The 8913-nt window shown below is 66.1% G+C and carries 10 protein-coding genes; 2 read left to right on the forward strand and 8 right to left on the reverse strand.

The features are described 5' to 3' along the window. The first annotated feature begins 200 nt into the window (after positions 1-200). Positions 201-725 carry an Lrp/AsnC family transcriptional regulator gene (locus tag DIE06_RS20115; RefSeq protein WP_124662848.1) on the forward strand — a complete coding sequence of 175 codons (525 nt, stop codon included), beginning with the start codon at positions 201-203 and terminating at the stop codon, positions 723-725. A 73-nt stretch (positions 726-798) separates the two neighbouring features. On the opposite strand, the gene DIE06_RS20120 is transcribed toward DIE06_RS20115, so the two are convergent. The 8 genes from DIE06_RS20120 to paaA all read right to left on the reverse strand — a co-directional run bounded on the left by DIE06_RS20120 (position 799) and on the right by paaA (position 7053). Further along, the gene (locus DIE06_RS20120; RefSeq protein ID WP_124662849.1) at positions 799-1446 is read right to left on the reverse strand and encodes a GNAT family N-acetyltransferase; all 648 of its coding nucleotides are present in this window, start codon (positions 1444-1446) and stop codon (positions 799-801) included. 235 nt (positions 1447-1681) lie between these two features. Then, entirely contained in the window at positions 1682-2287 is a 606-nt protein-coding gene (locus DIE06_RS20125; protein ID WP_124662850.1) for a TetR/AcrR family transcriptional regulator, read from the reverse strand. 22 nt (positions 2288-2309) lie between these two features. Then, positions 2310-3125 (reverse strand): DUF1835 domain-containing protein, encoded by an 816-nt coding sequence (locus DIE06_RS20130; RefSeq protein ID WP_124662851.1) that lies wholly within the window; start codon positions 3123-3125, stop codon positions 2310-2312. Positions 3126-3254: 129 nt separating this feature from the next. Then, a complete protein-coding gene (paaE, locus tag DIE06_RS20135) occupies positions 3255-4343 on the reverse strand; it encodes a 1,2-phenylacetyl-CoA epoxidase subunit PaaE (RefSeq protein WP_124616635.1) in 1089 nt (362 codons plus the stop codon). Positions 4344-4345: 2 nt separating this feature from the next. Beyond that, on the reverse strand, positions 4346-4894 hold the full coding sequence (paaD, locus tag DIE06_RS20140) for a 1,2-phenylacetyl-CoA epoxidase subunit PaaD (RefSeq protein WP_124662852.1): 549 nt from the start codon (positions 4892-4894) through the stop codon (positions 4346-4348). A gap of 25 nt (positions 4895-4919) precedes the next feature. Continuing rightward, a complete protein-coding gene (gene paaC / locus DIE06_RS20145; protein ID WP_124662853.1) occupies positions 4920-5723 on the reverse strand; it encodes a 1,2-phenylacetyl-CoA epoxidase subunit PaaC in 804 nt (267 codons plus the stop codon). A gap of 10 nt (positions 5724-5733) precedes the next feature. Further along, a complete protein-coding gene (gene paaB / locus DIE06_RS20150; protein ID WP_006752453.1) occupies positions 5734-6018 on the reverse strand; it encodes a 1,2-phenylacetyl-CoA epoxidase subunit PaaB in 285 nt (94 codons plus the stop codon). 36 nt (positions 6019-6054) lie between these two features. Next, positions 6055-7053, reverse strand: coding sequence for a 1,2-phenylacetyl-CoA epoxidase subunit PaaA (gene paaA / locus DIE06_RS20155; RefSeq protein WP_124662854.1), 999 nt, complete (start codon positions 7051-7053; stop codon positions 6055-6057). A gap of 197 nt (positions 7054-7250) precedes the next feature. Here paaA and DIE06_RS20160 point away from each other — a divergent pair, with 197 nt between their 5' ends. Continuing rightward, a complete protein-coding gene (locus tag DIE06_RS20160) occupies positions 7251-8516 on the forward strand; it encodes an SGNH/GDSL hydrolase family protein (RefSeq protein WP_124662855.1) in 1266 nt (421 codons plus the stop codon). Positions 8517-8913: the final 397 nt, after the last annotated feature.

Genomic DNA, 8913 nt, shown 5'->3' on the forward strand with positions numbered 1-8913 from the left:
CTCCTGTGTACTGTGCGATTGGCCGCGGTGATGGGGCCGGGCCGGTTTCATGTCGAAGGTGACGCGTGCCGCAGTGTGCAACGCATCCGTCCATGCGACAGAGTGTAGCGGGCAGGGGGGAGCGTAAACTTGCGAACTTAATTGTCCGTGCCTACGATGGCGCAATTTCCAGTCTCGAAATAATCATCGGAGGGCAGAAAATGGCGCAAGCCGAATTGGATGCCATCGACCGGCGGATTCTCGCGATCCTTCAGGAGAACGGCCGCCTGTCGAACCAGGAAATCGCCGAGCGTGTGAACCTGTCGCCGAGTCCGTGCCTGCGGCGGATCCGGCGGCTCGAGGAGATCGGCGTGATCACCGGCTACGTCGCGCTGCTCGATCCGCAGAAGCTCGGGCTCGACCTGCTCGCGTACGTGAGCGTGCGGCTCGAGAAGCGCGGCGGCCTGGCGCCCGCCCGTGCCGACGAGACGTCGGCACGGGCGGGCGCGACCCACGCGGAATTGTTCCGCGCGGCCGTTCAGGCCTGGCCGGAGGTGGTCGCATGTCATGCGATGACGGGCGACATGGATTACCTGCTGCGTGTGCAGGTCGAGGACATGGCGCACTTCTCCCGCTTCGTGCAGGAGCATTTGCTGCACCATCCGTCGGTGATCGACGTGAAGACGAGCTTCTCGCTCGAGTGCTTCAAGGAGACGACGGCGTTGCCGATCCGGTCGGTGCGCTAGCGCGCGGCGCCGGGGAGGAAACGCAAGGAAGGACGGGGCCGGGCGCCCCCAGGGGCGGCCCGGTCGGCCGATGTCATGCCGTCAGCGCGGCGGGCATCAGCGATTCGATGAACTTCGACGTCCGGCGCGCCTGGCGCTTCAGCGCATAGTCGAACACGGCGGCCTGCTCCTGCAGCATCTCGGCGAGGATCGTCGAGTGGTCGGCCGGTGGCAGCGACAGGTACGCATCGGCTTCGCCGTATGCGTATTCGATCCGCATCCCGGACTTCTTTGCGATGTGCATCATCGTTGCATTGCGCGACAGGCAATGCATGTACAGCATCGTCACGCGGGTGTTGCGGCTGCGAATTGCCGCGCGCTCGAACAGTTTCGAACCGACGCCGCGGCCGCGGGCGCTTTCGAGTACCGACACGCCGAATTCGGCCGTGCGCTTGTCGCCTTCGGCGGGCAGGTACGCCAGGTGGCCGACGCCGATCAGTTCGAGCGCATGGTCGAACACGCCGAACACGGTGTCGCGGCCGAAGTCGATCGTCCGAACATAGTTCTCGATCACGTGGTCGGGCACCATTTGGCCGAAGCGCAGCAGGCGATCCTCTTCGTCGAGCGAGAGAAAGTGGGTGAGCATTTGCTCACGGTCTTTGGAAGCCAGTTCCCTGACGAGAACCGGCGCAGTACCGGCGTGGCCGACAGCATCGGCACGGCGGTCGAATTGCGTGTTCATCGTGGGTTCCTCAGTGGGTAGCTGCACAAACATCTTGTGCGATGCAACAGCATTTTACCCGAGCGGGGTTGGGGAAAACCCGTATTTGACGTTATTTGTGCTGAGGGGAAATTCTAAATCCGCTTACTTCATTGTCTATCTATTTGATTTATAACGGATTAAAAATTCATCATATGAAACGCGCGGCGGCCTGTCGCAGTGTGCCCGCCGCGCAACGCGTGCTGCTGCGCGGCAATCACGCGCCCGACGACAGCCCATGCTCCATCAGGTCGATCACCTGTTCGGCGAAGTCGCGGTAGCCGAGGCGGCCGCCCGGCTTGAGCCACGTGAACGTCCAGTTGATCATCCCGAACACCATCATCGTGACCGACGTCTGGTTGTCCTTCGAGATCCGGTCCGGATAGGCGCGCGCGAGCTGGCGCGCGAATGCCGCGACGATGTCGCGCTGGCGGTCGAGCACGATTTCGCGCTGCGCGTCCTCGAGATACTTCACGTCGTTGAGCAGCGCGACGTGGCGGCTGTGCGACGTCTCGTACTCGGCGAGGAACGCACGCACCAGTTCGGCGAACGCGTCGCGCTCGCTGAGGCCGCGCCGCTGGCTCGCGCCCTCGACCTCGGCGATGATCAGCATCAACCGCTTCGTGTAGCGGTCGAGCAGATCGAACAGGATCGCTTCCTTGCTCTCGTAATAGTGATAGAGACGTGCCTTCGACGTGCCGCTCGCGGTCGCGAGATCGGACATCGACGTGCTCGGATAGCTCGTCTGCGCGAATTTCTCGGCGGCGAGATCGAGGATCTGCTCGCGCTGGGATTCGTGGTCGGGCGCTCGGGTACGGGCCATGGTCGAATGCAAAAGAGTAGCGTTAGCGAGGCGCGGCTGCCGCGCGCATCTGCGTGGAAGAAAGGGCGGCCGGCGCGTCGTCCTGCAGCTCGAGCCGGCCGGCTGCCGCGAGTTCGCGGCAGCGCCACCAGGCGATCGAGTCGCTGACGAACAGCCCGCCGCGGTCGGCGCCGGCCATGATGCCGCCGACGACGCGTCGCGCGGGCAGCCAGCCGGTTTCCGCGTGCGCGACGATCAGCGCGTCGAGGTCCGCGTAATGGCCGCTCTTGATCGTGTTGCTGACCCAGTAGCGCAACTCGGCATTCAGGTGCTTGGCCTCCTGCCATTCGAGCGCGAGGCGGCCGATGCGCAGTACCGAGATCGGCGCGGCCACCGGCCGTTTGCGCGCGAGCGCCGCCGGCGAGAACATCCCGGTCGAACAGGCCTGGTCGGTGCGGGCCAGTGCCGCGCGCCGCGGCGCGTCGAGATCGGCAGCCGACAGCCGCACCTCGTTCAGGCGCTGCGGCACGTTGCGCAGGTGGTAGGCGACGCGGCGCAGCAGCAGCTTGTCGCCGACGCTCGGCGCGTGCCAGACGACCACCTGGCCCGTATCCGTCGCGAGCTGGTCGAGGCGGGCGAACTCGCCTTCGATTTCAGCGTTCCAGTCGGGAATCTGGTCGCCGAGCACGCGCTGCCAGAAGGCGGCGCGCGTGTCGGGCGTCTCGTCGACGCCCTTCAGCGGCCCGACCGCGAGATCGTCGAGCAATCCGACGACGCGCTCGTCGCGTCCGGCTTGCGCGAGGGCCTCGCGCAGCGACGCGGCGGCGGTGCCGCCCTGAATCACGTGAATGGTACTCATCGGCCTGTCATCAACAAAAGAAAACCGCCGGACGGGCGGACACGATGACGTCCAGCCGGCCGGCGGCCCCTAGTGTAAGCGAGATGTGTGACGACGAGAAACCGGCGCCGCGCGCCGGTCCGACGCTGCTCAACGCTCGTCGAAGCTGACGACGACCTTGTCGCTGATCGGGTGGCACTGGCACGTGAGCACGAAGCCGTCCTTCACTTCCTGTTCCTCGAGCGTGTAGTTCTTCTCCATCCGGACCTCGCCTTCGACCACCTTCGCCCGGCACGTGCAGCACACGCCGCCCTTGCACGCGTACGGCAGTGCGAGGCCGGCGCGCAGGCCGACGTCGAGCAGGCTCACGCCTTCGTACGGCAGGCGCAGCTTGCGCTTCTTGCCGTCGAGCACGATTTCGAGGTCGGCGGCGGGCGTCTGGTCGGTGATCTCGACGACAGGCGCGCCGGCCTGCGGCAGCGGCGTGCCGAAGCGTTCGACATGCACCTTCGCCGGCGGCACGTCGGCCGCCTTCAGCGCGGCTTCGGCCGCATCCATCATCGGCGCGGGGCCGCAGATGAACGCTTCGTCGATCGCGTCGGCGGGCGTCAGCGTGGCGAGGAATTCCGCGCATTTCGCCTGGTCGAGCACGCCGTTGAACAGCTCCACGTCCTGCTGGTCGTCCGACAGCACGTGATACAGGACGAAGCGGTTCATGTAGCGGTTCTTCAGGTCCTCGAGTTCCTCCGCGAACATGATCGCGTCGACGCTGCGGTTGCCGTAGATCAGCGTGAACGTGCTGCGCGGCTCGAGTTCGAGCGTCGTCTTCACGATAGCGAGCACCGGTGTGATGCCCGAGCCGCCGGAGAACGCGACGTACTGCTTGCCGTGATCGGCGTTCAGGTGCGTGAAGAAGCGGCCGTCCGGCGTCATCACGTCGATCGTGTGGCCCGGCTTCAGCGTGTCGAACGCGAAGTTCGAGAAACGGCCGCCGCGCACGCGCTTGATGCCGATGCGCAGTTCGCCGTCGCGGTCGTAGTCGGTCGTACCGACGCAGATCGAGTACGACCGGCGCGTCTCCTCGCCGTCGATATGGGTCTTCAACGTGACGAACTGGCCTTGCGTGAAGCGGTACGCGTCACGCAGTTCCGGCGGCACGTCGAAGGAGACGGTAACGGCGTCGGCGGTCTCGGGTCGCACGTCGCGGATACGCAGCGGATGAAATTGCGGGGTCGCCATGATTAATAGGGTTTGAAGTAGTCGAAGGGTTCGCGGCAGTCGACGCAGCGATACAGCGCCTTGCAGGCCGTGGACGCGAATTGCGCGAGACGCTCGGTGCGGGCCGAGCCGCAGCGCGGGCAGACGGGCGCCGCGACGGGCCGCGGCACGAAACGCACGACGTTTTCCCGAGGCGCGGCGCTGCCGCACTGGCCGACGGGCGGCGCGATGCCGTACGCGCGCAGCTTGTCGCGCGCTTCCTGCGTGATCCAGTCGGTCGTCCACGCGGGCGCGAGCACCGTCTCGATCCGGTGCGGCGGCAGGTCGGCGGCCTGCATCGCCGCGGCAATGTCCTCGGCGATCTGCGACATGGCCGGGCAGCCGGAGTAGGTCGGCGTGATCACGACTTCGAGCAGGCCGTCGTCCGTGCGACGGACGTCGCGCAGGATGCCGAGCTCGCGGATCGACACGACCGGAATTTCGGGATCGGGTACGGCTTCGAGCACGTCCCACGCGCGTGCGAGCAACGGATCGTTGCGGTGCGCGGCGTCGGCGGCGGTCTGAACGGACATCGTCGGGCTCCGTTGGGGTGGCGGGTTACCAGGTCGCGCCGGGGTGCTGGCGCGCGAGGCTCTGCATTTCCGCGAGCAGGTAGCCCATGTGCTCCGAGTGCTCGCCTTGCTTGCCGGTCGTCACATGCTGCACGGGAGCCGGCAGGGTGAGCGTCGCTTCCGCGAGCGCATCGTCCACGTCCGCGCGCCATGCGGCTTCGAGCGCGGCCGGTGCCGGGCCGATGCCCGGTGCAGCGACCGCGTCGTCGATCACGTCGGCCGCGAAGAATTCGCGCGTGTACGGAATCAGGTAGTCGAGCGCGGCCTGTGCACGGCGATGCGATTCGTCGGTACCGTCGCCAAGGCGCACCAGCCATTCGCGCGCGTGCTGCACGTGGTAGCGGGTTTCCTTCACCGATTTCGCGGCGATCGCGGCGAGTTGCGCGTCCGTCGACGTTTCGAGCGCCGTCCATACGTGCAGCATCAGCGTCGCGTAGAGGAAGTTGCGCACGATCGTCACCGCGTAGTCCTTGTCGGCGTGCGCGGTGCCGGCGATCGGGCCGTAATGCGGCAGCTCGGCGAGCGTGAAGTTCGCGAATTCGCGTTCGGTGCGGAAGTACGCGTAATCGTCTTCCGTCTTCGCCGTGCCGTTCAGCTGGCGCTCGAGTTCGGCTGCGTGCGTATACAGCATGCGGGCCTGGCCGATGAGGTCGAGGCTCATGTTGGTGAGCGCGATGTCCTCCTCGAGGACCGGGCCGTGGCCGCACCATTCGGCGTTGCGCTGACCGAGGATCAGCGCGTTGTCCGCGAGGCGCAGCACGTAGGAGAGGTGTTCGGGCGTGATCGTCATGGCGCGGACGTTACATGTGGTTGACTTCATCGGGCAGCGTGTAGAAGGTCGGGTGACGGTAGATCTTGTCGCCCGCCGGTTCGAACAGCTCGGCCTTCTCGGCCGGATCCGACGCGGTGATTGCCGACGACGGCACCACCCAGATGCTCACGCCTTCCTGGCGGCGCGTGTAGACGTCGCGCGCCATGCGCAGCGCCATCGACGCGTCGGCCGCGTGCAGGCTGCCGCAATGCTTGTGGTCGAGGCCCTGCTTGCTGCGCACGAACACTTCCCAGATCGGCCATTCCTTGTTCATCACTCTCTCCTGAATCCTGTATTCGATGGTTGCCGCTCAGGCGGCGTGCTGTTCGGCGCGGGCGCGGCGCTTCGCTTCGTGCGCGAGCGCGGCTTCGCGCACCCATGCGCCGTCGTCGTGCGCTTTCACGCGGGTCGCGAGGCGTTCCTTGTTGCACGGGCCGTCGCCGTTGACGACGCGCCAGAATTCATCCCAGTCGATCGCGCCGTAGTCGTGGTGGCCGCGCGCTTCGTTCCATTTCAGGTCCGGGTCGGGCAGCGTCACGCCGAGCACCTTCGCCTGGTCGACCGTTGCGTCGACGAACTTCTGCCGCAGGTCGTCGTTCGTGATCCGCTTGATGCCCCATTTCGCGGACTGGTTGCTGTGGACCGAATCGGCGTCGCTCGGGCCGAACATCATCAGCACCGGCCACCACCAGCGGTTCACCGCCTGCTGGACCATCGCGCGCTGCGCGTCGGTGCCCTTCATCATCGACAGCAGTGCATCGAAGCCCTGGCGCTGGTGGAACGACTCTTCCTTGCACACGCGGATCATCGCGCGCGCGTACGGGCCGTACGTGCAGCGGCACAGCGGGATCTGGTTCATGATCGCTGCACCGTCGACGAGCCAGCCGATCACGCCGACGTCGGCCCAGGTCGGCGTCGGGTAGTTGAAGATGCTCGAGTATTTCGCCTTGCCGGCGTGCAGCGCGTCGATCAGCGAATCGCGCGAGACGCCGAGCGTTTCGGCCGCGCTATATAGATAGAGGCCGTGACCGGCTTCGTCCTGGACTTTCGCGAGCAGGATCGCCTTGCGCTTCAGGCTCGGCGCGCGCGAGATCCAGTTGCCTTCCGGCAGCATGCCGACGACTTCCGAGTGCGCGTGCTGCGAAATCTGGCGGACCAGCGTCTTGCGATAGGCGTCGGGCATCCAGTCCTGCGGTTCGATCTTGCCGTCCGCGGCCATGACCGCGTCGAACCGCGCCTGCTCGGGCGACTCGGCCGCGGCGTCGACCGATGCGACGTTGCCGGGGATGTCGAGGGATTGCGTGTACATGGCGGAGGATCTCGTCCGGTTGAATGTGTGCGAAGTATAAACCAACCGACCGGTCGGTTAATAAATTTCTTGCGGATTTCCAACGAGACTCGGGTAAACGTGGGGCGTCGGGGCGCGATCACCGTGCCGAAGGCAGTTCGGCGTGAAACGGGCAGCTTCTGCGGCACAATGCCCGCTTTCCGATGAGGATTTCGCCGATGTCATTTCGAAGCAGTTTCGTCGCGACCGTGCTGGGCGCGTCCGTTTTCGTGTCGCCGTTCGCGGCCTTGGCCGCACCGGCCGGGTGGGTCGCCGCGTGGGCGACCGCGTTGCAGCCGATTCCCGACCTGGCTGCGCCGCCGCCGCTCTATCGCGCGCCCGACGTGGCCGGACGGACCGTCCGGCAGATCGTCTACCCGACGGTATCGGGACATGTCGCGCGGATCCGCGTCAGCAATGCTTACGGTCGCGCGCCGCTGGTGATCGAGGCCGGCGGTCTTGCGCGTGCGGGTGACGGCGCGGCGCTTGCCGACGGGGCGAGTGCCGCGGTGCGCTTCGGCGGCAAGGCGTCGGTGACGCTCGCACCGGGCCAGGAGCTCGAAAGCGACCCGGTGGCGATCGACGTGACGGCCGGGCAGCCGTATGCGATCAGTTTGCGGATGGGCGCGGACCAGCGGATGACCGCGTGGCACCGTGTGTCGAACCAGCTCAATTACGTATCGGCGCCGGGTGACCACGTGAACGATCCGGGCGCAGGTGCATTCCGCACGCGCTTTACCCAGTACGCGTGGGTGACGGAGCTGGCCGTCGAGGCCGGAGCCGCGCGGGCGAGTGTCGCGGCGATCGGGGACTCGATCACCGACGGCCTGCGCTCGAGCCTGAACCGCAACCGTCGTTGGCCGGACGCACTGGCGCGCCGGCTGGCCGCGGCGGGGTCGGATTCGCTTGGCGTGGTGAATCTCGGGATCAGCGGTAACCGGCTACTGAGCGATTCGGCGTGCTACGGCACGTCGCTGTGGTCGCGGTTCGAGCGCGATGCGCTGTCGCGCGCGGGGGTGAAGGCGGCGATCGTGCTGATCGGCATCAACGACATCAACTTTGCGGCGATGCCGCCACGTGCGGGGCTCGATTGCGACAACCCGCATACGCAGGTCACGGCCGCATCGTTGATCGACGGCTATCGCCGGTTGATCGAGGCTGCACACCGCCAGGGGGTGAAGGTCTTCGGTGCGACGCTCACGCCCGCGGCGTTGCCGGTCGGGCGCGAGGCGATCCGGCTCGAGGTGAACCGGTGGATCCGGAGCGGCGGCGGGTTCGACGGCGTGGTCGACTTCGACGCGGTCCTGCGCGACCCCACGCGCCCGAGTGTGCTGCAGCGCCAGTACGACAGCGGCGACGGCATTCACCCGAGCGATGCCGGTTACACAGCGATGGCCGAGGCGGTGCCGGTGGAGCGGCTGCAGGCCGTGGCCGGTAGCAAGTGACATCTCTATATATAGAGCAACGGCCCGCCGGCTGCTTCAGGATCGCTGGCGGTGCATAGTCCATCCAGCCCCAAGCCCCCGGTGCGCGGCAGCGCATGGGGGCTTTTCAAAATATTTTCACAAAGGGGTTGCGGAGACGGGGATGGGTGCTTAGAATCACGCCTCTTTCGCGCTAACGGAAACGCGGCGCGGAGGAAGAAGGGAAGCGGTGCGGTCGAGGGCTGGTTGTAGAGCCCCGGCGCACACGAGGTTGAACCCCAGTCGTCGCAACGAAGTCGTTAAAAAAGTTGTTGACGAACTGAAAAAGACGGTTCATAATTTCGCTTCTATGCTGCTGAAAACGCAGCGCTGCTGAGAAGCTTCAGGTTCCTCGCAGAAATGCTCTTTAAAAATTAAC

It is taken from the genome of Burkholderia sp. Bp8998, assembly GCF_003854235.1.
Lineage (GTDB): Bacteria > Pseudomonadota > Gammaproteobacteria > Burkholderiales > Burkholderiaceae > Burkholderia.

Bases quoted from the DNA above. Each gene is read 5' to 3' on its own strand.
- DIE06_RS20115 (WP_124662848.1), top strand. From the start codon at position 201: ATGGCGCAAGCCGAATTGGATGCCATCGACCGGCGGATTCTCGCGATC.
- DIE06_RS20120 (WP_124662849.1), bottom strand. From the start codon at position 1,446: ATGAACACGCAATTCGACCGCCGTGCCGATGCTGTCGGCCACGCCGGT.
- DIE06_RS20125 (WP_124662850.1), bottom strand. From the start codon at position 2,287: ATGGCCCGTACCCGAGCGCCCGACCACGAATCCCAGCGCGAGCAGATC.
- DIE06_RS20130 (WP_124662851.1), bottom strand. From the start codon at position 3,125: ATGAGTACCATTCACGTGATTCAGGGCGGCACCGCCGCCGCGTCGCTG.
- paaE (WP_124616635.1), bottom strand. From the start codon at position 4,343: ATGGCGACCCCGCAATTTCATCCGCTGCGTATCCGCGACGTGCGACCC.
- paaD (WP_124662852.1), bottom strand. From the start codon at position 4,894: ATGTCCGTTCAGACCGCCGCCGACGCCGCGCACCGCAACGATCCGTTG.
- paaC (WP_124662853.1), bottom strand. From the start codon at position 5,723: ATGACGATCACGCCCGAACACCTCTCCTACGTGCTGCGCCTCGCGGAC.
- paaB (WP_006752453.1), bottom strand. From the start codon at position 6,018: ATGAACAAGGAATGGCCGATCTGGGAAGTGTTCGTGCGCAGCAAGCAG.
- paaA (WP_124662854.1), bottom strand. From the start codon at position 7,053: ATGTACACGCAATCCCTCGACATCCCCGGCAACGTCGCATCGGTCGAC.
- DIE06_RS20160 (WP_124662855.1), top strand. From the start codon at position 7,251: ATGTCATTTCGAAGCAGTTTCGTCGCGACCGTGCTGGGCGCGTCCGTT.